The sequence below is a fragment of the Pseudidiomarina sp. WS423 genome, assembly GCF_050750165.1.
Lineage (GTDB): Bacteria > Pseudomonadota > Gammaproteobacteria > Enterobacterales > Alteromonadaceae > Pseudidiomarina > Pseudidiomarina fusca.
Window position 1 is genome coordinate 59,697 of record NZ_JBOJLN010000009.1, and the last position, 24,972, is coordinate 84,668.

Consider the following 24,972-nt stretch of genomic DNA (forward strand, 5'->3'; position numbering starts at 1 on the left):
TAGGTTAACTACCATTTTTATCTACGACATAGTATAGACGGCTTCTATGACAGTTATGTTACAGCGCTGTCATATAACTGACACTTTTCTGTCATGCAGCCTGGGTACCGCATAACGGCAGCAGTTCAATAGCTGGAGCCTGCACCGCACTGATATGATGCTGCTGTAAAATCCACATGGCTACGCGAGAACGTCCGATACCGCCGCCAATGGACAAGGGTAAAGCACCTTGCAACAGTTGTTGATGCCAAGCCTGCTGCGCATACTCTTCACAACTGTGCAGGCTTAACTGCTGCTGCAACGCGCTAGCATCCACCCGTATTCCCATCGATGATAATTCTAACGCATCATCTAGCTGTGGATGCCACACCAATAAATCACCGTTAAGCCCAGCCAAGCCTTGGCTATCTTTGGCGACCGTACTCCAGTCATCGTAATCTGGAGCGCGCTTATCATGCTGACTACCATCACCTAAAGTGGTGCCGATTCCCATAATAAACACCACCTGATGTTGCTGCGTGATAGCTCGCTCGCGGGCCTTCGGTGTTAACTGCGGATAGGCTTGGCGGAGCTGCTCTGCATGAATGAACGTGACCTGTTCGGGCAGACTTATCGGGCTGGGTGCAAACGCCTGATGCGCCTTGCGCAACACCTGATAGATGTGTTGCACACACTGCTGTAAATAAGCAACACAACGCTGCTGTGGCAGGATCACCTGCTCCCAATCCCATTGTTCGACCAACACTGAATGCCGCGCTGTCAGCGCCTCTTCGTCCGGCCTTAAGGCCTTCATATCAGCTAGGATGCCGGTACCAACCGGGCACTCGAGTAGCGCTAACACACTACGCTTCCATTTGGCTAGGGAGTGCACTACCTCGTAATCTTGCTGTTGCGCTTTCACAAAGACCCGCACCGGCTGCTCAATCCCACTGAGGTTATCTTGCAAGCCAGAGCCACTAGCAACCATCAGCGGCGCCTGCACTTCAGTTAAACTTAAGCTTTGCGCCAATGCAGTTGTGATAGAGGCATATAGCTTAGCAATTTGCTGTTGTAATTTGAGTTGTTCTGAATATCCGGTCATTTTATTTATCCTAGTTACATTAACCCTTCGGCTAAGCATGAGAGAGGTAAACAATAATCACCACAAAACTCACAAAGCTCAATAGCCTTTAATCAAAGTTGCATTAGGTGATAGATAGCATTGATTAAAAGCCATTTTTAATAGATATTATCTAATATTGCATACTTTAACTAAGAGCCAAATAAATGATCGACAATTTAGACAAAGACATCTTGCGTACTTTGCAACAGAACGCCAAAACCAGTTATGCGGAAATCGCTAAGCAGCAACAGGTGAGCCCTGCAACGGTGCACGTACGCGTTGAAAAAATGCGCCAAGCCGGCATTATTAGTGGCACTCACGTGCATGTTAATGCCAAACAGTTGGGCTTTGATGTTTGTTGCTTTATTGGTATTAATTTAGCTAAAGCAGGCGATTACCCAAGCGCATTAAAGCAATTACAGGCTTTACCGGAGGTGGTGGAAGCGCACTACACCACAGGCCAATACAGTATTTTTATTAAAGTGATGGTGCCATCCATCAGCGAACTGCAAGATTTATTGATCAATAAAATTCAGGCCATCGCGGAAGTTCAAGCCACTGAAACGTTAATCTCTCTGCAGCAACCCATCATGCGTAACCTTTCCATTTAAAAGGGAGTTTTGTTACGGACATAAAAAAATCCCCCAGCCTTGGCTGAGGGATTTTTGGGCAATGCTTAATTTAAGCCTAAACGCTCAAGTTCTTGCTCTACCACCACACGTGGTACTGGAATGTACCCGTCTTTATCAACGATTTCTTGGCCTTGCTTAGATAGAACCATTTTTAAGAATTCGGCGGTTGCTGGGTCAAGCGGCTTGTTTGGATGCTTGTTGACATAAACATACAAGAAGCGTGCTAACGGATATTTACCGGCTAATGCATTTTCAGTGGTTGCATCCACATATTCGCTGCCTTCTTCAACAGCTAAAGGCACCGTTTTAACACCAGAGGTCATGTAACCAATACCTGAGTAGCCAATGGCATTAAGCGATGTTGATACCGACTGTACTACCGATGCAGAACCCGGCTGTTCATTAACGTTATTGCGGAAGTCGCCATCACATAAGGCAACCTCTTTGAAGTAGCCGTAGGTTCCTGATACTGAGTTACGACCGTAAATTTGCAAATCACGGTTCACCCAGCTGCCAGTTAAACCTAGGTCGCCCCAACGGCGAACTTCTTCGTTGGCACCACATAAACGAGTGCTTGAGAAAATCGCATCAACTTGAGCAATGGTTAAACCTTCAATCGGGTTATCTTTGTGCGCAAACACCGCTAGCGCATCGATAGCAACGCGCACTGGGGTTGGCTTGTAGCCATGACGTTTTTCAAAGGCCTCGATTTCTTTCGCCTTCATAGCGCGGCTCATAGGACCAAAGTTTGAGGTACCTTCAGTCAGCGCTGGTGGCGCAGTAGAAGATCCGGCCGCTTGAATTTGCATGTTTACATTAGGGTACATGCGCTTAAACTCTTCCGACCAAAAGGTCATCATGTTTGCCAACGTATCTGACCCTACCGATGATAAGTTGCCTGATAGGCCGCTTACTTTTTCATATTCAGGTAGGTCATCTGTTGCTTTTTGTGCGTAAGCTCCAGCACTCACAACAGCGCTTAGGCTAAGGGCAATCATTGCAGATTTAAGTTTCATAATAACTCCGAGAGTTGTCTTGTAATCATCTTAGTCAATCTAAGTGACACGAGTTTTTTGAGTTCATACCGGAGAGTTTAAGTCGTCAATGTGACAGTTTAATGACAACTATGACGAAATTATGATGCTTTTATGACAAGCTCTTCTGAAATCCGAAACCAGAACTTAGACCCTCGCCCTAGCTGCGAATCTATTTGAAGCTTACTGTGATGATGCTCAAGCACTTGCTGCACTATGGCTAAACCTAGCCCTGAACCACCCTTTTTGCTATTACGATCTTTGTCTACTCGATAAAAGCGCTCGGTTAAACGCGGGATATGTTCACCACCAATCCCAGGACCATTATCGGTGACGCTAAACTCCATGCTGTTAGCCACTGGCTGCCAACGTACTTTGATGTGCCCGCCCGGTGGGGTGTAATGAATAGCATTGGTGACTAGATTGGCAAAGGCGCTGCGCATCTCATCATCAATGCCAAACATGCTCACCTCTGCGATATCAAATTCGATGCTGTGCTGCTTGTCTTGATTAAGACGTTCGGCATCGAGTTTTAGCTGCCGAAAAATGGCTGGAACATCCACTTTGCGCTCAAAAATATCCGTCCGATGAACATCTAAGCGCGACATCGATAACAATTGGTCAACTAGGTTGCGCATGCGCGTACTTTGCGCGTCCATGTCTCGTACAGCTTTACTAAGCATGGCTGGCGGCATTGCCTCTGGTTGCTCAAGCATCTCGAGATAACCTTGCAATACGGTCAGTGGCGTTTTTAGTTCGTGCGATACGTTTGCGACAAATTCTTTACGCATCTGTTCTAAGCGCTTAATTTGAGTTACATCGCGCGCCATCAGTAAGTACTGATCATCACTGTACGGCATGATGCGAACTTCTAACTCAACTTCTTCACGAACAGGCGAGGCAAGGTGCATATCTTCGTTGAAGTTGCCTGCTTGCAAATAAGCAACAAACTCAGGATGACGAATTAAGTTAGGTAAACGGATACCGGTATCGGCCGGCCATTTCAGGCCGAAATAGAATTGCGCTAACTTGTTACACCAAATGAGGCTACCATCTTTACGAAACACTATAGCAGCATCGGGTATGGCTTCTGAGGCTTCACGAAAACGGCGCAGTAACCTAGCGAGGGCGCGGCGGCGTTGCTGACTACGACGCTGGGTTCGATAAATGCCATCGTAGATATAGCTCCAGCTGCCGGGAGCATTTGGCGGTAACAAGGTGCGTCGATGCCACAGCCAATCCACCAATTTGTATTGATAATAATAATGCCAAGCCACCAGCATAAACAAAGCGATGGCCATCAATGGCCAAAACACATCAAACAACGCACCAACGACCGCTAACGGCAGCACATACCACAGTAAGCCCCGTAGAATAAAGAAAACCGAGTAGCGTCTATCCATTGGTGCGCATCCGCTTGTTTATCGCTGTTTAGTTTTTTGAAAACCGATAACCTACGCCCCGTACGGTTTGAATGAGGCGATCATGACCATGCAATTCTAACGCTTTGCGCAAACGTCGTATATGCACATCAACGGTTCTGTCTTCGACATAAACGTTGGTGCCCCACACATGGTCTAGCAGTTGCTCACGGCTATAAACCCGTTCTGGATGAGTCATAAAAAAGTGCAGTAATTTAAACTCGGTGGGGCCCATTTCTAAACGGTCATTAAAAGCACTCACGCGATGCGATACTGGGTCTAACTTCAAATGTTCTACCTCGAGCGGCTCATCTAACGCAGTTGGCGCGACACGGCGGAACACCGCCCGCATGCGGGCCATTAACTCTTTTGGCGAGAAAGGTTTAGTCATGTAGTCATCGGCACCCACCTCTAACCCACGTACTTTATCTTCTTCTTCGCCTCGTGCCGTTAGCATGATGATCGGGATCGAGCGGGTAAAATCATCGCCTTTTAGCTTTTTCGCTAACTGAATACCAGACCCACCAGGAATCATCCAATCCAGCAAAATCATATCAGGGAAGGGCTCAACCACTTTTTCTAGGGCTGTTTGGTAGTCACCCGCCTCCACAGCTTGATAGCCGTGCTGCTCCATGACGAAGCTCAGCATCTCGCGAATCGGAGCTTCATCTTCAACAATCAGTATCTTTCTAGACATGTGCGTTACCTGTTATTTTCCAACAGCGCCAATTATTCAGATACTTTATGACACTTTTATGAAAATGCTGCAAATAGATGACATTTATTTCATTCTGCGGCAATAAGTTGCAGATCCACCCAAACTAATCGATGGTCTGAAGAGCGTTGCCGTTCACTCACTAAATCTGCCTTGGGTTGTCCTACTGTCGGCCAAAACACGCCACTTTGAATTACCCGCGTACCGTAAACTGATGGCAGCACGTAATCAGCGCGCTTACGCCATCCGGCCGTATGAGTTGCGGCATGAGGATTGTTCGGGGTGTGAGCGCTGCCGCCAGCACTGGTTGGCGTGGGCTCTGCTTGAACCGCCGGGTGCTGCAACAGCTGCGCAATAGTGCCAGGATAATTATCGGTGCTCTCCACTGACGCATTTAAATCGCCCGCTACCACAAACCGCTGTTGTGGAGCTAAACCGCCGCTGCGACCCTGATCGTCGTAGATGTAATCACTGAGGTGCGGCTGGAGGTAATCAGCCCAGAATCTGATTTCGTCATGATTGCGACGGCCGTTTCGATCTTCAGGCCCGTCGAACACCGGCGGCGTAGGATGGCTCACCAATAGGTGCAACGCAAAATCACCGACCATAACCGGCACATCCCAATGAGACTTCGAGCTTAACGGAAACTCTTGCCAAGCTTCGGCTGGGTACCAAGATTCTTGAGTTCCGGGTTTAAGCGGCTGCAGCGCGCCCGGCATATCCTTCCATTTGAAATTGCGAAACGTACGAATCGCATCATCCGCAAGAGGATACTTTGACAGCACCACCATCCCGTATTGTCCTGGATAATTGCCATACGCCCAAGCATCGTTGCCTACACCGCTAGCATGGCCATCTTGATCCAAGTCAAAGGGGCTTGGTTCACCGGTATTCACTGGGGCAATGAAATAGTATGGATAATCGATCGGAGACTCACCACGCTGGCTATGCGCCAGATAGTCTTTTAAGAATACCTCTATGCCTTGCTCAGCTGGCACATAGTCAAATTCATTGAGTACCAAAATATCAGGCCGAACATGTTGAATGATCTCGGCTATTGCTTGAATTTGTGGATGTTGGGCAGCAAGCGCATGGGTTAATGCACCGGCCCCTTCCGCGACCAATTTGTCGTTCGGTAGATAATTGGAAGCATCCATACTGACATTGAAGGTTGCCACGCGTAAGCTTACCGGTTCAACAGGTTCTGGTTTGGCCATATCACATCCGGTCAAAACTACTGCAAATGCCGCTATAACAGGCACTAAGATTGACTTTTTCACTTGATGATTTCCGTTAGTGGGAGAACTGAGACAAATAAAAACAATAAAGGTTCTAATTTAACGATGCAATTGAAAAGAAAATTGCGTAAAATATTGTCACATTTTTGACATATCTGCGTGCTATAAATGCGCACGAATGTCATTAAGGCGTCAAAACAAGCGGTTATGCCTTAACTCGATTTTTATTAAAAGCAACCAACCCAGGAAATAAAGATGAGTACATCTATGCGATTAACACGCACCGCCAGTGCTATCGCCGTTGCATTGGGCTTAGTCTCAGCAACTGCTATTGCACAAGATACCTCTGCAGCAATGCGTGGTTCTATTGTCGGTCCACAAGGTGCTGGCGCAGCCAACACCAAAGTAGTAATCGAACACATGCCTTCAGGCAGTCGTTTAGAAGTAACGACTGACGAATCAGGTTCATTTATTGCCAGTGGTCTGCGTGTTGGCGGTCCTTACCGTGTAACCTTAGACTCAGACGTATACCGTGACGCCACCTACGAAGAAGTTTACCTGAAATTAGGCGAAACTTACCGTTTGAATGCGCAACTTGAGACTCAAGCTGCTGAGCGTATCAGCGTTACTGGTCGCGCCATCAACTATGCTTCAATGAACAACGGTTCTTCAAGCTCGTTTGGTCAAGAACAAATTGAATCACTGCCTACTTACGGCCGTGACTTAAAAGAAATCGTTCGTTTGAACCCATTAGCCACTCAGCTTGGCGACGGCGACCAATTAGTTGTTGCTGGTAACAACCCAAAATACAACTCAATCACTATCGACGGTATCGGCCAGAACGATGATTTCGGTTTGAACAACAACGGTTACCCAACCCAAGGTTCACCTATTTCAATCGACGCTATTGCACAAATTAACGTTGATGTGATGCCGTTTAGCGCAAAAGAAAGCAACTTTACTGGTGCTAAAGTTAACGCGGTAACCAAATCTGGTACCAACGAATTAAAAGGTTCCGTATTCGTTCAGTACACTAGCGATTCTTTAGCTGGTAACCCTAGCGAATCTATTTATGAGCCAGGCTCTGGCGTACCAAACGTAGATTATGATGAGAAAACCTACGGTATCGGTATCGGCGGTCCAATCATCGAAGACACCTTATTCTTCTACGCTAACTACGAAAAATCGAGCGAATCAGAAAGCCCGTATCGTGGTCCTATCGGCTCAAATGCATCTAACATTGCCAATGTATCTCAAGAAGCTTTAGAAGAAGTTTTATCTATCGCTCGTGACGTATACGGCTTAACCGATAGCCAACTTGGCGACTGGAACATGCCAGCTGAAGAAGACGACGAAAAATTGTTGTTGAAATTAGACTGGAACATCAGCAATGAGCACCGTGCAGCCTTTACTTATCAGGCTACCAAAGGTAACTCAATTCGTGGCCATTACGGTAGCGATAGCTCATTAGCTTTATCTTCTAGCTGGTACAACAACGAGCAAACCTTAAATGCTTACGCGTTGCAGCTGTACTCAAACTGGAGCTCTAACTTCTCAACTGACATGAAATTGTCGTACAAAGATGTTGAAGCTTTGCAAGAGCCAATGAACGGCCGCACCATGGGTTCTGTTACTGTCCAAGTAGATGGCGACCGTAACGAAATCACTTTTGGTCCTGACTACTCACGCCACGCTAACTATGGTGAAAACAGCACCCTAGAATTGCAATTAAACGGTGAATACTTAATTGGCGACCACGCGTTGTCATTTGGTTACCAGTACTCTTCTACTGATATCTACAACTTGTTCGTACAGAACGCGTTGGGTTCATGGGAATTCTGGAGCCTAGATAACTTCCGTAACAAAACTGCTAACCGTTTCTATTACGCGGGCAGCTTAACCGGTGACGTAAACGACGCTGCTGCTGACTTTACTCAAGGTTATCAAGCGCTATACCTGCAAGACACTTGGGCTCCTACTTGGGATCTTGAGTTAACGTTTGGTGTGCGTTACGAGCGTATTTTCGCAAAAGATAAGCCAACTTATAACCCATTGTTCGCTGAGCGTTATGGCTTCGCCAACACTGAAAACTTAGACGGTAAAGACTTAATTTTGCCGCGCTTTGGTTTCAAATACCAAGCAGCTGACGATATCAAAGTGCGTGGTGGCTTCGGTCGTTACGGCGGTGGTCGTCCAAACGTATGGGTATCCAACTCGTATACCAACAGCGGTATGGCATTCTCGCAGTTCAATACCAGCAGTTTGCCATCTTCGGTTTACAGCAACAACGTAGACCCAACGACTGTTCCTGAGTTAGTACAACAATCATTAACTCAAGACGGTTACGTAAATGCTATCGATCCAAACTTCGAGTTACCAACCGACTGGCGCGCCAGCTTAGCAGTTGATTTCGAAAGCTTCGATATCCCATTCATGGGAGAAGAGTGGTTTGCGAGTGCAGAATACATCTACAGCCGTCGTAAAGATGACGTGCAGTGGGTAGATTTAGCGCGTCGTCAATTACTTGACGAAAACGGTAACCCGGTAACTACTGCTGACGGCGGCCGTCCAATTTATGTTGTTGACGATCCATTAGATGACCACGAACCAATGGCTCCAGGCGATGATAACGGCGTTGAGCGTTATGACCTGATGTTGACCAATGGTGACGGTGGTAACAGCCGTATCTTTACTGCAACTCTTGGTAAAGCTTGGGACAACGGTTTAAGCTTACGTACTAGCTACACCAACCAAGACGTACAAGAAGCAGTAGCAGGTAGTTCAAGCACTGCGGTATCTAACTTCCGTTACCCAGTTGCTATCGACCCGAACAATGTTGAAGCCGGTACTGCATCGTACATGGTTGAACACCGTTTGATGGCCGATATCACCTACAAAACTGAATTGTTCAGTGGCTACACCTCTACCTTTGGCTTGTTCTGGGAACGTTACTCAGGTCGTCCATGGGGTTATGTGCTAGACACTTTCCGCTTCAACAAGTTTGGTGACCAATCAACCTTCGAAAGTACTGCTCGTTACTTGCCGTACATTCCAACAGGTGCCGATGACCCGAACGTGGTATACACCGGCGGTTTAGACTATGACACTTTTGCTGGTTACTTAGCAGAAACTGGTCTTGACCAATATGCTGGCGGTTACGCTCCACGTAACACCCGTCGTGCTCCGTGGACCACCAACCTAGACTTTAAATTCTCGCAAGAGATTCCAGGTTTTGTTGACGGCCATAAGGGCGAGTTCTACATCAACGTTCGTAACCTGATTGCTCTGTTCGATAAAGATGCAGGCCAAAAGCACGTCTTACCTTACGGTGATAACGCGCGTCAAATCGCCTCTGTTAATATCGACGATCAAGGCCGTTACGTTTATGGTCAGCCATATAACAGTGGCGACGGCTGGGACGTATTGAACCAATCGCCTACCCGTTATGAGCCTACTCGCTCATCATGGCAGGCCAAGATTGGTGTTCGCTATCGTTTCTAATTTAGCAATACAGAAGCCCTCGCAGCAATGCGGGGGCTTTTTTTAAACGACAAAGTCATCAATTTGTCATAGTTATTACCTACACTTCGCAACCCAACTTTTTTATTGATAAAACTGTTTGTTTAACACAACTAGGGAAACAACATCATGTTCAATAGTAAACCCAGCCGTATAGCCGCCGCAGTTGCCTTGGCTATCGGGATTTCCTCAGCGGCCATTGCGCAAGAAACTACATCAAGTATTCGTGGTGTGGTAACGAGCGAAGCAACCGGACAAGCTATCGCCAATGCAACGGTAACGTTAAAGGATGAACGCACCGGTACTACTAGTACACTTTCAGCTAACGACAATGGATTGTTCTCTGCCCGCGGCCTTGCCGTAGGTGGTCCATACACGTTAACTGTGACCGATGCGATGGGTAACAGCGAGGTTATTGAGAACGTCTTCTTAACCTTGGGCGAGACCGAAAACTTAAGCGTGGCAGTGCCGCAGCAGTCCGTAGAACGTATTGCTGTAACGGGTTCGCAACTCACTACGACTTCTGGTACTAATGGTCCAACTGCAACCTTCAGCCTAGCTGATTTGCAAAGCGCTCCTACAGTAAACCGTGATATCAAAGATATTGTACGTAATGACCCGCGTATCTATATCAACGAAACCAACGCACGTGACATTCAGTGCGCCGGTGCGAACCCGCGTTTCAACAGCTTGACTGTTGACGGCGTGCGCATGAACGATAACTTTGGTTTGAATTCAAGTGGTTACCCTACCGAGCGGATGCCTTTCTCTTATGATGCTATTGAGCAGGTAGCAGTAGAGTTAGCTCCTTTTAACGTGCAATACGGTGGTTTTACTGCGTGTAACATCAACGCCGTAACCAAATCAGGTGAAAACGAGCTATTTGGTAGCGTTTTCTTTGATTACACCAACGACAGCCTGCAAGGCGATAAGCTTGAAGGTGACTCGATTAACGTGGGTGCTTTCAACGAACGTCGTTACGGTTTCAACGGTGGTGGCGCGTTAATTGATGACCAACTTTTCGCCTTCATTGCTTATGAAAAACTAGAAGGCGCTGATACGTTCGATCGCGGCCCAGAAGATGGCTCTGCAGCCACGCCAGTACTAGGCGTTACGCAAGCAGATCTTGACCGAATTGCTAACATCGCCCGTGATGTTTACGGCTTCGAGCCAGGCGGTTTCCCAGCTAGCATTCCAGTAGAAGACGAGAAGTTCTTAGCGAAATTAGACTGGTACATTAATGACCAGCATCGTGCGGCCTTTACCTACAACTACAACGATGGTTACTCTATCGCTGAGTCTGACGGTGATGACAACGAACTAGAATTCTCTAACCACTACTATGAGCGCGGTTCTAAATTCACTTCTTATGTAGCACAGTTGTACTCAGACTGGACCTACAACTTCTCTACCGAAATTCGTGCTGGTTACTCTGAGTTAGACGCTCGCGTTAACCCACTTGGCGGTACTGAAGTAGGTGAAGTTCAAATTAGCCACAATGGCAACACCATTTATCTTGGTGCTGACGATTCTCGTCATGCCAACAAGTTGTACTACGACACAACTTTCTTCAAAGTTGCTGGTACTTACTTGTATGAAGATCATACTTTCACCTTCGGTTATGAGCGCGAAAGTTACGATGTGTACAACTTGTTTATTCAAGAAGCACAAGGTGAGTTCCGGTTTGCCTCTATCGATGCCTTTGAAGCTGGTACTCCTAGCCGCGTGATCTATGAAAACGCCGCTGGTAGTAACGATCCAAATGATGGTGCTGGTCAATTCAAGTACTCAGTAAACACCTTGTATGCACAAGATGAATACTACTTTATCGACCAAGATTTAACCTTAACTGCTGGTTTACGTTATGACTGGTACACCACCAGTGATGAGCCAGCGCTGAACGCTAACTTCCAAAGCACTTATGGCTACGCCAACACCGCTACCTTAGACGGTGAAGGTTTAGTACAGCCGCGCTTAGGCGTGAACTGGGTAGTAAGCCCAGAGCTTGAAGTACGTGGTGGTATTGGTTTGTATTCTGGCGGTAACCCGAACGTTTGGTTGTCTAACAACTACTCAAACAACGGCGTGAGCTTGTACGAATCAAACCTGTTCTTAAATGGTGGCAGCCTGTTTGATATCCCTCACACTGGCTCTGGTAATCCATTAATCGACATTCCACAGTCCATGTATGACGAAGTAGCAAACGCTGCTGGTGTTGGCCCGGTTAACGCATTAGATCCTAACTTTGAATTACCTAAAGAATGGAAATATGCCATTGGTGCCACCTACGCCTTTGATAACGGCTATGTTTTCATGGCTGACTTGTTGCACACTGAAAAAGACAATGCTGCAATCATCAAAGACTTACGCCGTACGCAAGTGGATACAGCTCCAGACGGTCGTCCAATCTATGCTGGTTCAGGCTCTGATGCCTTCTTGTTAACCAACGTTGATGGTGACTCTGGTAAGCAAACCTCATTGTCATTGGCGGTAAGCAAATCCCATGACTTTGGTTTAGACTGGACCTTGGCTTACGCTTGGAACAAAGCTGAAGACGTTAACCCAATGACCAGCTCGGTAGCTTACTCAAACTACACCAACGTAGCGGCTGCTGATTTACAAAACCCAGGCGTGGCAACTTCTAACTACGAAATTCCACACCGCTTTACTTTCCGTGCTACCTACACCACTGAGTGGTTAGATGGTTACGATACTAAGTTCAGCTTATTCGGTAGCGCTAACAAAGGTCGTCCGTACAGCTACACTATGAACGGTAACGTGTTCGGTGATATCACTAGCTCTGCTCGTGCATTGTTATACGTACCAACGGGTTTAACTGACCCGAATGCAATCTTTGCTGCTGGCTTTGATACTGACAAATTCTTTGCCTTTATCGAAGAAGCTGGCTTAGACAAGTACGCTGGTGGTATTGCACCTCGTAACGAGTTCTACAGCAGCTGGTGGCACAAAGTTGACTTCAAATTCGAACAAGACCTACCTGGTTTTGCCGATGGTCACAAATCAAGCCTGTACTTTGTGGTTGATAACTTAACTAACCTGTTAAACGATGATTGGGGCGTGTTGTATGAAGCAAGCTTCCCTCGTTCAATTGGCGTAGCTAACGTATCAATTAACGACCAAAACCAATATGTATTTGAGTCATTGAGCTCACGTATTGACGGCGTACAAGGTCGTTCAGGTGCACCATCATTGTGGAGCATCCGTTTAGGCTTTAAATACGATTTCTAAGCCTAATAACGCTATAGTTGAAACAAGCCCTCGCATCTGCGGGGGCTTTTTTTTATGATAGGCCATCATTTTACAACGAAGCGTCTTTCTATCTATGCTCGACTCCAACCAACAGCACCAGCATTTTATGCAACGTGCACGCCAACTAGCCGAGCAGGCTCAAGCCTTGGGTGAAGTCCCCGTGGGGGCTGTCTTAGTACAACAAGGTGAAATTATCGGTGAAGGCTTTAACCAAGTGATTCATTTGCATGACCCATCCGCCCATGCAGAAGTGATGGCGATTCGCGCAGCTGGTCAAAAACTAAATAATTATCGCCTGGTAGACACGACTTTATATGTGACCCTAGAGCCCTGCGCAATGTGTGCTGGGCTGATCACTCATGCCCGCATCAAAACTCTCGTGTTTGGCGCCAGCGATCCGCGTACAGGCGCAACGGGTAGCGCCATCCAAGTAGTAAACCACAGCAGTATGAATCATCAGGTTGAGGTTATAGGTGGCGTACTAGCAGATAGCTGTGCGCAGCAATTAAAGGATTTTTTTAAACAACGCCGCGCGCAACAAGCGGCTGAGAAATTACACCGATCCAATAACGAAAAACCCGAGACCAAGTAAGCGTCTACAGCTGCTTACATGATCTCGGGTTTTGCTGGTGTCCTACGCAGGACTATCTTAGCCTAGATAGACCCGAGCATTACGGAACATACGCATCCACGGGCTATCTTCACCCCATTCTTCCGGATGCCAGCTATTAGCCACAGTTCGGAATACCCGCTCTGGATGCGGCATCATAATAGACACTCGACCATCGCTGGTAGTTAACCCGGTGATCCCTGCTGGGGTTCCATTGGGGTTAGCCGGATAGCTGCTAGCAACTTGGCCCTTATTATTAATGTAGCGCAAGGTCACTAATTGCTGTTGCTGTACTAACTCTAGGTTGTTGCCACTAAATTCAGCCCGCCCTTCACCATGAGATACCGCAATTGGCATTTTCGAGCCAGCCATACCAGAGAAGAACAACGAGTCATTAGGCTGCACTTCAACCAAGCTAAAACGCGCTTCAAACCGCTCTGAACGGTTCGTAACAAAACGTGGCCAAGCTTCTGCACCAGGAATCAGTTCTTTCAGATTGGATAACATCTGACAGCCATTACACACCCCTAGCGCGAACGTGCGTTGGCGTTCAAAGAAAGCACTGAACTCATCGCGGGCACGGCCATTAAATAAAATCGACTTCGCCCAACCCTCGCCAGCACCTAGTACGTCACCGTAGGAGAAACCGCCACAAGCAGCTAAACCATCAAACTTATCTAAGCTGATGCGACCGCTTAAAATGTCACTCATGTGCACATCAATCGCAGCAAAGCCGGCGCGATCGAAAGCTGCGGCCATTTCCATGTGCGAGTTCACCCCTTGCTCACGCAAAATAGCCACCACAGGATCACGCCCTGTATTGATGTACGGAGCCGCAATATCCTCAGCCACATCAAACGTCAGTTCGGCAAACAAACCAGGATCATTAAGGTTTTGCTTAGCTTCAAACTCTTCGTCAGCGCACTCTGGGTTATCTCGTAAACGCTGCATCTGATGGGTAGTTTCTGCCCACACAGCACGGTAGTGACTACGCAAATGAGACAGCACTTCTTGTCCATTGCGATTAAATCGCACCACATCTTCGCGCACAGGCTGACCGATAACCTTCACACAATCAGCTAACCCATGTTCAGCAAATACTGCCTGCACTGCCGGCAAGTCCTCAACAGTTACCTGAATGACAGCGCCTAATTCTTCACTAAAGAGTGCCGCAAGATCGTCTGTACCAACTTCATCAAGGGCTACTTCAACCCCACAATGACCAGCAAAGGCCATTTCTGCCACCGTCACAAACAAACCACCATCAGAGCGATCATGATAGGCCAGTAATTGCTTGTTGTGCACCAGTTGTTGGATGGCGTTGAAGAAGCCTTTCAGCAAGGCGGCGTCATCCACGTCAGGCGTGACATCACCTAACTGACGATAAACTTGGGCTAACGCTGAACCACCCAGACGGTTTTGTCCTTGCCCCAAATCAATCAAGACTAATTTAGAGTCGCCTTTATCCATCCGCAGCTGCGGGGTTAGCGTTCGACGCACATCACGTACGCGACCAAAGGCAGTAATGACTAGGCTCAGCGGTGCGGTTACCGCTTGTTCATTACCGGCACTATCCTGCCAGCGAGTCTTCATCGACATCGAATCTTTACCCACCGGAATGGTGATTCCAAGCGCTGGACAAAGTTCTTCACCGACCGCTTTGACTGCTTCATAGAGACCAGCATCCTCGCCTGGGTGACCAGCAGCAGCCATCCAGTTTGCCGATAATTTTACAAAACTTAAATCGCCGATATCAGCGGCAGCAAGGTTAGTTAAAGCCTCGCCCACGGCCATCCGTGCAGAAGCGCCGTAGTTTAATAACGCCAGTGGTGTGCGTTCCCCCATGGCCATAGCTTCACCAGCATAGGTATCGTAACTAGCAGCAGTTACCGCCACATCGGCTACAGGTATTTGCCATGGTCCCACCATTTGGTCACGCGCAACCAAACCAGTCACAGACCGATCACCAATGGTAATCAAGAAGGTTTTCTCTGCAATCGCTGGCAATCGTAACAAGCGCTTGGCGGCGTCGTTAAGCTTGATTGAGCTGGTTTCAAGCGCTTGTCCCTGAACTTGCGCTGAACTTACGTCACGATGCATTTTCGGTGGTTTACCAAGTAGCACGTTCAGTGGCAAATCAATGGGCTTATTCGCAAATACCGGATCTGTCATGGTTAGATGTTGCGCTTCGGTGGCTTCACCAATCACTGCGAATGGTGCCCGCTCACGCTGACAAATCTGTTCAAAAACATCCATATGTTCTGGCGCAATAGCCATCACGTAGCGTTCTTGCGATTCGTTACACCAAATCTCGAGCGGCGACATACCTGGCTCATCGTTGGGCACTTTGCGTAAATCAAAAATACCACCACGGCCACCATCACCCACCAGCTCTGGCATGGCATTCGACAAACCACCAGCGCCCACATCGTGAATAAATGCAATCGGGTTCTTGTCGCCCAGTTGCCAGCAACGGTCAATCACTTCTTGGCAGCGCCGTTCCATTTCTGGGTTATCACGCTGAACCGAAGCAAAGTCGAGATCTTCGGTAGAGGTACCTGATGCCATCGATGATGCCGCACCACCACCTAAACCGATATTCATGGCCGGACCGCCTAATACCACAAGCTTGGCGCCGACCGGAATCTCGCCCTTCTCAACGTGTTGCTCGCGAATATTACCCATACCACCGGCAATCATAATAGGCTTATGATAACCACGGATTTCTTCGCCGTTGTGGCTGGTTACTTTTTCTTCATAGGTACGGAAATAACCTGTTAAAGCTGGGCGGCCAAATTCATTATTAAATGCAGCGCCACCTAAGGGCCCTTCGAGCATAATATCCAGTGCGGTAACAATCCGTTCTGGTTTACCAAAGTCTTCTTCCCATGGCTGTTCAAAGCCTGGAATACGCAGGTTAGATACGGTAAAGCCAACCAAACCGGCTTTAGGTTTAGAGCCGCGCCCCGTTGCACCTTCGTCACGAATCTCGCCCCCAGACCCCGTGGCGGCACCCGGATAAGGTGAAATGGCAGTAGGATGGTTGTGAGTTTCCACCTTCATTAAAATATGAATAGGCTCATGGAAATAGCTGTATTCGCCTGCGGCGGCGCTGCCGGCTGGGTATGGGTAAAAACGACCGGCTTCTGACCCTACCATCACCGCAGCATTGTCTTTGTATGCCGACAATACGTTTTCAGGGTGCGTTTCGTAGGTATTCTTAATCATTTTGAACAATGATTTAAGCTGCTGCTCACCATCAATAGTCCAGTCAGCATTAAAGATTTTATGACGACAATGTTCAGAGTTTGCTTGTGCAAACATATAGAGTTCTATGTCGTTTGGATTGCGCTTTAACGCGCTAAAATTTTCAAACAAATAATCAATTTCATCATCCGCAAGCGCTAGCCCCATGGTCACGTTGGCTTGTGCAAGGGCTGCTCGACCACCAGCTAAAATATCAATACTTTGCAGTGGAGCCGGCTCGGCATGTTCGAATAAGATGCTTGCTTGCTGCAATTCTGCCAACACCATTTCGGTCATACGATCATGCAACAAAGCGGCTGCCTGAGCTAATTGCTCAACACTCAGCTCACCACTGAGGTAGTAGGCAATACCGCGTTCGATGCGCTTAATTTGGGTCAACCCACAGTTATGCGCAATGTCCGTTGCTTTTGAAGACCAAGGTGAGATAGTTCCTTGGCGTGGCACCACCACTTGTAAGCTACCCTCAGGCAAGTGCTGCGCCATCGAAGGGCCATAACTGAGTAATTTCCCCAATACCTCACGCGACGCATCGTCGAGCGCTTGGGCTACATCTACAAAATGCATGAACTCTGCATAAACTTCAGTAACCGGAAGCTCAGCAGCCTGTAATCGTTGCAATAGCTTTTCGGTACGAAATTCTGACAAGGCCGGAGCGCCACGTACTATTTCCACAGATCTCTCTCCAAATTATCGAGGGTCAATTATCAGTTTTCTCACACAACCGGAACCACTTTTGGCGGCGCTCCAGTTGTAATCGATGACGTTTTCTTAGCAAAGCACGGCGTCTTTCAGGCGACACCAACCGACGGTTTCTACGCATTAGTTCATCTCGTCACCACTACCTTGCGGAAGCAGAATTTGCATGGGTTTGGCTGGAATGCGTCCACGACTATCAAGCCAAATCAAGGTATCATAATAACGACGGATGTTTCCTACATACCGCACCGGTTCATCACCTCGAGCAAAACCATACTTGGTTTGTCGGTAATATTTTTTCTGTCGTAATAAAGGTAGACGTTTTCTCACATCTATCCAGCGATCAGGATCGGCGCCCTGCTGCTGAGTCAAAATCCGTGCGTCTTCAAGATGGCCAAAGCCAATATTATAGGCAGCCAACGCAAACCAAATGCGGTCAGGATGTTGAATACGGGCCGGAATTCGCTGCAGCATTCGCTCAAAATAGCGTGCTCCGCCACGAATGCTTTGCTCTGGGTTAAGTCTACTGGTTACGCCCATAGCCTTAGCCGTAGGCAGGGTCAGCATCATCATGCCGCGAACCCCAGTTGGCGACAAAGCACGCGGGTTCCAATGGCTTTCTTGGTAGCTGATAGCGGCCAATAAACGCCAATCGAGACTACCTGCATGGCGTTCAAACATCTCGCGGTAACGCGGTAAGGTAGTTTCTACTGCTTGAATAAACAAACTAGCATCCACGTAATTAAAGTTAGCAACATGGCCAAAATGCTGGTCCATCAACTGTGCCAACTGGCCTGACGCACGCAGTTCACCAAAAAAATCAATCACTTCAGCATAAAGAGAGCCATCCACCTGGGATGCTAGCATCCAGCCCACATCAACTCGATCTCGTACCGTAAAGGCCACGCTTAGATTGGGGTAATAACGACGTTGGATATCAAGTGTATTGCTGTCCGCGATGGTAAAGTCGATCTCACCTAACATGACGCGGCGCAGAAGCTCTTGGGTGTCTTGATCATCCGTGGCGCGCCATTTCAGCTCAGGATAATCACTACTAATACTTTGCAGCCAATCGTGGTGACTACTGTTAGCCACCACCACCAGTTCACCATCTAGCTCGGTTAAACTGCGCGGCCGATCACGCGAGCCTTGTTTATAAATGACTCGCTGGCTTACCTCAAGGTAAGGAGGGCCAAAACGAAACAGTTGGTCGCGTTGAGGAGTACGATCTAACCCAGCTGCCAACAGGTCTACTTCGTTGTTAGCCAGTAAATCGAGTAAGTTTTTGACGTTATAGCGCGGCACCATTTCTAGGGCTACGCCGAGTTCATCAGCAAATTGCTGCGCCAAGGCCGCTTCAATGCCTGCTTCGCCATTGGCATCAAGGTAATAGGTTGAGGGCCCCATCAAGGTCCCTACCTTTAATACGCCACGGGCTTTGATTTGCTCTAGCTGACTGGGCTCTGGAGCTGGCGTACAGCCAACTATCAATAACAACCAGCAACAGCTAAGCAGAACTCGCAGCATCTTAGCCTATTCCCACTCGATGGTAGCTGGCGGCTTGCCGGAAATATCGTATACCACCCGTGAGATACCATCAATTTCGTTAATAATACGATTAGATACGGTTTCTAACAGCGTGTATGGCAAGTGTGCCCAACGTGCGGTCATAAAATCTATCGTTTCTACGGCGCGTAGTGCAATCACCCAATCGTATTTTCGAGCATCACCCATAACGCCAACTGAACGTACCGGTAAGAAGACCGCAAAAGCTTGGCTTACTTCATGGTACAAACCAGCTTTGCGTAATTCTGAAATAAAGATGTGGTCAGCACGACGCAACAAGTCGCAATATTCTTTCTTAACTTCAGCCAAGACCCTTACGCCCAAGCCTGGTCCTGGGAAGGGGTGACGATAAAGCATGTCATATGGCAACCCTAACTCAAGACCAATTTTACGCACTTCGTCTTTGAATAATTCACGTAATGGCTCCACCAAGCTCAGCTTCATATCGGCCGGCAAACCACCTACGTTATGGTGAGATTTAATCACATGGGCTTTACCCGTTTTCGAGCCAGCCGATTCAATCACATCCGGATAAATCGTACCTTGGGCTAAGAAAGATACGTCTTTAATTAGACTCGCCTGTTCATCAAATATTTCAACGAACACACGACCAATAATTTTACGTTTAGCCTCGGGCTCTTGCTCACCAGCAAGGGCATCTAAGAAACGATTTTCGGCAGCAACATGAATAATATTTAGACCATAGTGGTCACCAAACATTTCCATAACTTGCTCTGCTTCTTGCCAGCGTAACAGACCGTTATCAACGAAGACGCAGGTTAACTGGTCACCAATGGCACGGTGCAACAGCATGGCAGTAACCGAACTATCTACCCCACCGGATAAGCCCAACACCACCTTTCCGGTTCCTACTTGGGCGCGGATTCGAGCAACTGCATCATCAATAATGTGTGCCGGCGTCCAGTTTTGTTCACACTCGCAGATTTCTACCACAAAGTGCTCTAGCATCCGCATCCCTTGGCGCGTATGAGTTACTTCAGGGTGGAACTGCACACCATAAAAATCGCGGGTGTCATCGGCCATAGCCGCAATCGGGCAGGTTGGTGTTTGCGCCACAAGGGTAAAACCCGGTGGCATTTCAATCACTTTATCACCGTGGCTCATCCAGACGTCAATGCTAGGATTGCCGCTTTCGTGAACGCTATCTTCAATGTGATGAAACAGTGGACAGGGCGCAATACGTTCTACTTGCGCATAGCCAAATTCACGCTCACTAGAGCCTTGCACTTGACCACCTAACTGGGCCGCCATGGTTTGCATGCCATAACAGATACCAAATACCGGCACCCCAGCGTTAAACACGTAATCAGGTGCGCGCGGAGAGTCAGCTGCAGTGACAGATTCGGGCCCCCCTGACAAGATAATACCGTTCGGCTTAAACTCGCGGATATCAGCTTCGCTCACATCCCAAGCCCAAAGTTCACAATAGACACCTAGTTCACGTATACGGCGAGCAATCAGCTGAGTGTACTGCGAACCAAAATCTAAAATTAATATTTTATGCGCATGAATATCTTGCATGATTGCTTATCCCATCCGGTAGTTAGGTGCTTCTTTGGTGATTTGCACATCGTGCACATGGGATTCACCCATACCCGCCGCTGTTACTTTGACAAACTGCGGTTTGGTGCGCATTTCTTTCATGGTGGCACAGCCGGTTAAGCCCATGGCTGAACGTAAACCGCCCATTTGTTGATGAATAATAGTGGCAATCGGCCCCTTGTACGCAACGCGGCCTTCAATCCCTTCAGGCACCAGTTTTTCTGCTTCGTTCGTTGCTTGAAAGTAACGATCCGACGAGCCGTGACGCTGATTCATAGCACCAATACTGCCCATGCCACGATAGGATTTGTAATAGCGGCCTTGATAAAGCTCTACTTCACCAGGTGACTCTTCAGTACCCGCCAACATACTGCCAACCATCACGCAATCAGCTCCAGCAGCGATAGCTTTAGCAATATCTCCAGAGAAGCGAATCCCGCCATCAGCAATAACCGGAATGTTGGTTCCTTTAAGTGCGTCTACGGCGTCTGAAATAGCCGTAATTTGCGGCACACCGCAACCGGTAACAATGCGCGTGGTACAGATAGAGCCAGGACCAATCCCAACTTTTACCGCATCTACCCCGGCATCAGCCAAGGCTTTCGCCCCAGCACCCGTTGCCACGTTACCTGCGATGATTTGCAAGTCTGGGTAAGTTTTGCGTGCCCACATCACTCGGTCAATAACCCCTTGTGAATGGCCATGAGAGGTATCAATCAACAGTACATCTACCCCGGCTTCAACCAATGCCGCTACGCGTTCTTCTGTACCTGGCCCCACACCTACCGCAGCACCCACTCGTAACCGCCCTAAATCGTCTTTACAGGCGTTAGGCTTGTTTTCAGCTTTGGTGAAATCTTTCAAGGTAATCATGCCAAGCATATGAAAGTCGTCGTTTACGACCAAGATTTTTTCTACGCGGTGTTGATGCATCAAACCTAAGATTTCATCACTGCCAGCATTTTCTTTCACGGTAATTAATTTGTCTTTAGGGGTCATGATGCTGCTAACTAAGCGGCTATCATCTTTTTCAGCGCGAGTATCTCGACCGGTGATAATACCTACTAGCTCACCACTTTCTGCAACCACAGGAAATCCATGAAAGCCATGCTCGATGGCTAGCGCTCTGATTTCACCTAAAGTAGTGTCGGGAGTAACTGTTACTGGGTCTGAAACCACACCGCTTTCGTATTTTTTAACTTTACGGACATGTGCGGCTTGCTCAGCAATGGTCATATTTTTGTGGATAAAGCCTAGCCCGCCTTCTTGCGCTAGAGCAATGGCTAATGCTGCTTCGGTTACCGTATCCATGGCCGCTGACACAAGGGGAATATTCAATTCAATCGAGCGCGTTAAACGCGTGCGCAAATCGGCTGTATGGGGTAAAACGGTGGAGTGTCCTGGGACGAGAAGAACGTCGTCAAAGGTAAGAGCTTCTTGGGCAATTCGTAGCATGGCAACATCTCACTGGCTGACTTAATGTTGCGTGCAGATTTTACTCGCAAAGCGCTTTTCAGTAAACTGATTTCTCAACTTTCCAGTGGGTTTTATCATGCAGCAGTCGCACATCTTTACCGTACATGGCCTTAATAGCGAAGTTCGGCAAGTATTAGAGCAGGGCTTTGGCTCGGTTTGGCTGGTTGGCGAAATTTCAAACTTTGCCGCTCCTGGCTCTGGCCATTGGTATTTCACCTTAAAAGATGAACGTGCGCAAATTAAAGCAGCGATGTTTCGCAATGCTAATCAACGGGTACGGATACAGCCGCAACAAGGCATGCAGGTTTTAGTACGGGCCAAATTGACCGTGTATGAACCGCGCGGCGATTATCAGCTGATCATAGAACATATGGAAGACGCTGGGGCCGGCTTACTGCAGCAACAATACGAACAACTTAAAGCCAAACTCCAAGCAGCTGGCTTGTTCGATCCTCAAACCAAGCAAGCACTGCCGCCCCGCATTAATAGGGTAGGCGTGATCACCTCCCCCACAGGAGCGGCCGTGCGCGATATTTTAGCCGTAATGAAACGCCGCGACCCAGCGGTAGAGGTGATCATCTACCCTGCTAGCGTACAAGGCCAAAGTGCTCCGCAAGAGCTGCTACAGATGTTGCAACGGGCAATCGCACGGAACGAGGTTGATGTACTCATTGTGAGTCGCGGTGGTGGCTCCTTAGAAGATTTATGGTGTTTTAATAACGAACAACTGGCTCATGCGTTGTTTGCCTGCCCGATTCCGACCATTGCGGCAATCGGGCATGAAGTCGACTTTACTATTGCTGATTTTGTCGCCGACGTACGCGCAGCTACACCATCGGCAGCGGCTGAGTTAGTAACCCGTGATCAGCGCGAAACCATGCAAGTAATTACTCACTTAGAGCATCGTTTAGCCCGCGTTTGGCAGGCCCAAATGACGAGTTGGCAACACCAGCAACGGTATTTACAGCAACGTTTACAGCAACAACACCCCCAACGTCAGCTACAGCAAAATAGTCAACGCTTAGATGAACTCAGCAATCGTGCCCAATCTGCCCTGCTGCGGCAATCTAAATTGCATCAGCAACATCAACAACAACTGCAACAACGTTTGCTAGCAGCTCATCCAAAACGGTTACTGGCGCCTGCGCAATTACAATTGCAACAATTGCAGCAGCGCCAACAAACCGCCATGCGCAGCGTGCTAAAACAAGCCCATCTGCGACTACAAAGCACCATTCAAACACTGCAAGTGGTTAGCCCTTTAGAGACTATTGCGCGTGGTTATGCGGTGCTGCAGAACGACCAAGGCCAAGTGATTCGTGACCCGGCTGAGCTTGCTCCACAACAGGTGTTTAACGTCCGTGTCGCCAAAGGTGAGTTTAAGGCCACCAAAGTTGGAGACTAAATTGATTGAGCCAGCCATTGCAGCAGATAAAACCAGAGTGGCAAGCTGATAAAACACAGCAATACTCCGTAGCCCACCACTGCGGCTGATAAGGTCGGCGCTAAGCCGGCCATAATAGCCAGCGCGCCGGCTGAAATCATCGCCGGCATGGCTGCTTCCATGATGGTGACCTGAACCGCCAGTTGCTGCAAATCAAACGCCCACAAAGCTAATAAGGCAATCATTGGAGTAAGCACTAACTTTATACCTAAAGCCCAGTACAATGGCCCTCGATCTTCTTGTGGCAATCTGAATTTCAGCTGAAAACCAACCGCTACCATGATTACTGGCACCAAGGTAATGGCGAGCGAATCAATAAAACTACTCACTACTTCTGGATAACTAAAGGGCCTTAGAGCAAAGGCTGCAACAAGCGCAACAAAAGGCGGGAATTTGGCGATTTTCATCAATAATTGTGCCAAGGAAGGTCGCTGTGCTGCTTGCCCCTCATCATGAGCATAGACCGCAGCTATAATGGTGGCATAAATGGAGAGAATAAAGAATGACCCTAGTTGGTCATAAAGCAGTGCGTATGGGATCCCCTCGGGGCCAAAAAAAGCCTCAATCATAGGAAACCCAACAAACGAGGTATTGCCAAGCGGGATGACAATTAACATAGCACCCAAGGTATTGCGTGACCACTTAAACAACTTACCTAACCACATTATAAGTGGCACCGTTAGTACTAATAACAGCCACGGCATAATGGCTGGGTAAAGCAGCTCTTTGCCAAAGGTTAGGCTAGGGATTTTCTGCAACACCACGGCAGGTAGTGCCACATAAATCACGTAGGCATTAAGAATTTGACCGGTATTTTGTGGAAATTGCCGACTACGCTGTAGCAGTAGACCAATGACTACGTAGCCGGCGATAAAGATAAAGTTCGCCATCATCTGCATCTGTTGGAATTGATGGCATTAGTTTACCTTGCTTTGCTGCTAGTTAAAACTTGTGCTCGATACCAATCGCCAGGTATCGTTGCTGTGCATCGATATTATCGAGATCACGGCCGGTATACCAAGCGTAAACTGTGGTGTTGTCGCCGAGTTTATAGTCAGCGCCAGCGGCAATGGCTGATTTTTCACCATCGTCAAAATCCATCATTTGATATTGGAATTTAAAACTGAAATTCTGCCACGGCTGAATCACATTCGCGACCCACCCATCGGCTTGACCAGTACCATCGACATTTTCTTGATCTTGCCACAACAGACCAAGCTGAGTATCGCCTACTTTGGTCATCCCCATGGCACGCACGATATCGCGTCCATTAACACTATCGTCTACGGCAATGGCTGCATGAAACTGGGTTTGTTTCAGTTTTTTATCGCCATAAGCCAAGCTTAGCGAGATGCCATCGTCAACGAAGTCATCTTCAGCAAACACATAGCTTGCCGCTACCTGAAACTGATTAGGGCC

Annotated in this window: 16 protein-coding genes; 5 read left to right on the top strand and 11 right to left on the bottom strand. The window is 47.9% G+C overall.

The features are described from left to right. Positions 1-91 precede the first annotated feature (91 nt). A complete protein-coding gene (gene asnA / locus ACQ661_RS08965) occupies positions 92-1,081 on the bottom strand; it encodes an aspartate--ammonia ligase (RefSeq protein ID WP_431668193.1) in 990 nt (329 codons plus the stop codon). Between the two features lie 185 nt (positions 1,082-1,266). Between asnA and asnC the strand changes: the two genes are divergently transcribed. Then, entirely contained in the window at positions 1,267-1,713 is a 447-nt protein-coding gene (gene asnC, locus ACQ661_RS08970; protein WP_110076112.1) for a transcriptional regulator AsnC, read from the top strand. 65 nt (positions 1,714-1,778) lie between these two features. Here asnC and ACQ661_RS08975 read toward each other — a convergent pair whose 3' ends face one another. The 4 genes from ACQ661_RS08975 to ACQ661_RS08990 all read right to left on the bottom strand — a co-directional run bounded on the left by ACQ661_RS08975 (position 1,779) and on the right by ACQ661_RS08990 (position 6,121). After that, positions 1,779-2,732, bottom strand: coding sequence for a PstS family phosphate ABC transporter substrate-binding protein (locus ACQ661_RS08975; protein ID WP_369744196.1), 954 nt, complete (start codon positions 2,730-2,732; stop codon positions 1,779-1,781). Between the two features lie 137 nt (positions 2,733-2,869). After that, entirely contained in the window at positions 2,870-4,171 is a 1,302-nt protein-coding gene (gene phoR / locus ACQ661_RS08980) for a phosphate regulon sensor histidine kinase PhoR (protein ID WP_431668194.1), read from the bottom strand. A 28-nt stretch (positions 4,172-4,199) separates the two neighbouring features. Continuing rightward, the gene (phoB, locus tag ACQ661_RS08985; protein WP_110076109.1) at positions 4,200-4,886 is read right to left on the bottom strand and encodes a phosphate regulon transcriptional regulator PhoB; all 687 of its coding nucleotides are present in this window, start codon (positions 4,884-4,886) and stop codon (positions 4,200-4,202) included. Positions 4,887-4,975: 89 nt separating this feature from the next. Beyond that, positions 4,976-6,121 (bottom strand): endonuclease/exonuclease/phosphatase family protein, encoded by a 1,146-nt coding sequence (locus ACQ661_RS08990; RefSeq protein ID WP_153826177.1) that lies wholly within the window; start codon positions 6,119-6,121, stop codon positions 4,976-4,978. A 276-nt stretch (positions 6,122-6,397) separates the two neighbouring features. Between ACQ661_RS08990 and ACQ661_RS08995 the strand changes: the two genes are divergently transcribed. The 3 genes from ACQ661_RS08995 to tadA all read left to right on the top strand — a co-directional run bounded on the left by ACQ661_RS08995 (position 6,398) and on the right by tadA (position 13,523). After that, positions 6,398-9,643, top strand: a complete 3,246-nt coding sequence (locus ACQ661_RS08995) for a TonB-dependent receptor (RefSeq protein ID WP_153826178.1) — start codon at positions 6,398-6,400, stop codon at positions 9,641-9,643. A 147-nt stretch (positions 9,644-9,790) separates the two neighbouring features. After that, the gene (locus ACQ661_RS09000) at positions 9,791-12,910 is read left to right on the top strand and encodes a TonB-dependent receptor (protein ID WP_431668195.1); all 3,120 of its coding nucleotides are present in this window, start codon (positions 9,791-9,793) and stop codon (positions 12,908-12,910) included. Between the two features lie 94 nt (positions 12,911-13,004). After that, positions 13,005-13,523 (top strand): tRNA adenosine(34) deaminase TadA, encoded by a 519-nt coding sequence (tadA, locus tag ACQ661_RS09005; protein ID WP_313933062.1) that lies wholly within the window; start codon positions 13,005-13,007, stop codon positions 13,521-13,523. A gap of 57 nt (positions 13,524-13,580) precedes the next feature. On the opposite strand, the gene purL is transcribed toward tadA, so the two are convergent. The 4 genes from purL to guaB form a co-directional block, all read right to left on the bottom strand. Further along, positions 13,581-17,480 carry a phosphoribosylformylglycinamidine synthase gene (purL, locus tag ACQ661_RS09010; protein ID WP_162014551.1) on the bottom strand — a complete coding sequence of 1,300 codons (3,900 nt, stop codon included), beginning with the start codon at positions 17,478-17,480 and terminating at the stop codon, positions 13,581-13,583. Between the two features lie 147 nt (positions 17,481-17,627). After that, positions 17,628-19,031 carry a membrane-bound lytic murein transglycosylase MltF gene (gene mltF / locus ACQ661_RS09015; protein WP_153826181.1) on the bottom strand — a complete coding sequence of 468 codons (1,404 nt, stop codon included), beginning with the start codon at positions 19,029-19,031 and terminating at the stop codon, positions 17,628-17,630. A gap of 6 nt (positions 19,032-19,037) precedes the next feature. Next, positions 19,038-20,612: a glutamine-hydrolyzing GMP synthase gene (gene guaA, locus ACQ661_RS09020; protein WP_153826182.1), complete on the bottom strand. Its 1,575-nt coding sequence runs from the start codon at positions 20,610-20,612 to the stop codon at positions 19,038-19,040. Between the two features lie 6 nt (positions 20,613-20,618). Continuing rightward, a complete protein-coding gene (gene guaB, locus ACQ661_RS09025; protein WP_110076102.1) occupies positions 20,619-22,088 on the bottom strand; it encodes an IMP dehydrogenase in 1,470 nt (489 codons plus the stop codon). Positions 22,089-22,185: 97 nt separating this feature from the next. On the opposite strand from guaB, the gene xseA reads away from it, so the two are divergent. After that, positions 22,186-23,514 carry an exodeoxyribonuclease VII large subunit gene (gene xseA / locus ACQ661_RS09030; RefSeq protein ID WP_153826183.1) on the top strand — a complete coding sequence of 443 codons (1,329 nt, stop codon included), beginning with the start codon at positions 22,186-22,188 and terminating at the stop codon, positions 23,512-23,514. Here xseA and ACQ661_RS09035 read toward each other — a convergent pair. Beyond that, positions 23,511-24,446, bottom strand: coding sequence for an AEC family transporter (locus ACQ661_RS09035; RefSeq protein ID WP_228759469.1), 936 nt, complete (start codon positions 24,444-24,446; stop codon positions 23,511-23,513). The two genes, xseA and ACQ661_RS09035, sit on opposite strands and share 4 nt — an antisense overlap. Before the next feature lie 49 nt (positions 24,447-24,495). Continuing rightward, positions 24,496-24,972, bottom strand: a 477-nt coding sequence (locus ACQ661_RS09040; protein ID WP_431668196.1) for a porin, incomplete at its 5' end; no start/stop codon positions are given.

What these genes read in the sequence shown, in the direction of transcription:
- ACQ661_RS08990 (WP_153826177.1), bottom strand. Translation starts at nt 6,121, where the DNA reads ATGGCCAAACCAGAACCTGTTGAACCGGTAAGCTTACGCGTGGCAACC.
- tadA (WP_313933062.1), top strand. Translation starts at nt 13,005, where the DNA reads ATGCTCGACTCCAACCAACAGCACCAGCATTTTATGCAACGTGCACGC.
- xseA (WP_153826183.1), top strand. Translation starts at nt 22,186, where the DNA reads ATGCAGCAGTCGCACATCTTTACCGTACATGGCCTTAATAGCGAAGTT.
- asnC (WP_110076112.1), top strand. Translation starts at nt 1,267, where the DNA reads ATGATCGACAATTTAGACAAAGACATCTTGCGTACTTTGCAACAGAAC.
- guaA (WP_153826182.1), bottom strand. Translation starts at nt 20,612, where the DNA reads ATGCAAGATATTCATGCGCATAAAATATTAATTTTAGATTTTGGTTCG.
- phoB (WP_110076109.1), bottom strand. Translation starts at nt 4,886, where the DNA reads ATGTCTAGAAAGATACTGATTGTTGAAGATGAAGCTCCGATTCGCGAG.
- ACQ661_RS09035 (WP_228759469.1), bottom strand. Translation starts at nt 24,446, where the DNA reads ATGATGGCGAACTTTATCTTTATCGCCGGCTACGTAGTCATTGGTCTA.
- ACQ661_RS08995 (WP_153826178.1), top strand. Translation starts at nt 6,398, where the DNA reads ATGAGTACATCTATGCGATTAACACGCACCGCCAGTGCTATCGCCGTT.
- guaB (WP_110076102.1), bottom strand. Translation starts at nt 22,088, where the DNA reads ATGCTACGAATTGCCCAAGAAGCTCTTACCTTTGACGACGTTCTTCTC.
- mltF (WP_153826181.1), bottom strand. Translation starts at nt 19,031, where the DNA reads ATGCTGCGAGTTCTGCTTAGCTGTTGCTGGTTGTTATTGATAGTTGGC.
- ACQ661_RS09000 (WP_431668195.1), top strand. Translation starts at nt 9,791, where the DNA reads ATGTTCAATAGTAAACCCAGCCGTATAGCCGCCGCAGTTGCCTTGGCT.
- asnA (WP_431668193.1), bottom strand. Translation starts at nt 1,081, where the DNA reads ATGACCGGATATTCAGAACAACTCAAATTACAACAGCAAATTGCTAAG.
- ACQ661_RS08975 (WP_369744196.1), bottom strand. Translation starts at nt 2,732, where the DNA reads ATGATTGCCCTTAGCCTAAGCGCTGTTGTGAGTGCTGGAGCTTACGCA.
- phoR (WP_431668194.1), bottom strand. Translation starts at nt 4,171, where the DNA reads ATGGATAGACGCTACTCGGTTTTCTTTATTCTACGGGGCTTACTGTGG.